Source organism: Pseudomonas sp. SIMBA_068, assembly GCF_046534705.1.
In the GTDB taxonomy this organism is placed as follows: Bacteria; Pseudomonadota; Gammaproteobacteria; order Pseudomonadales; family Pseudomonadaceae; genus Aquipseudomonas; species Aquipseudomonas putida.
Window position 1 is genome coordinate 1 of sequence record NZ_JAWRYI010001412.1, and the last position, 243, is coordinate 243.

At 42.4% G+C, this 243-nt stretch carries 1 protein-coding gene; it reads left to right on the forward strand.

What is annotated here, in order from left to right:
• On the forward strand, positions 1-243 hold a 243-nt coding region (locus SB756_RS34270), incomplete at both ends, for a M28 family peptidase (RefSeq protein WP_410913781.1).

Here is a 243-nt window from a genome sequence, read left to right on the forward strand (position 1 = left end):
GTAAAGCTGGTTTAGATTTCGATACCGTTAAAGAAAATGCCGCAAAAGGTGCTTATCATGTTGATATGGGTGATTTGACCGCCTCTGTTAATGTGACTAATACAATTAAAACGTCAGTGTCTTACAACTTTATTGCGACCTTACCGGGCAGCGAATCGCCAGACGAACATGTAGTGTATTCAGCGCATTGGGATCACTTAGGCACAGATACAAGCCGCAAAGGTGACCAAATTTATAACGGTG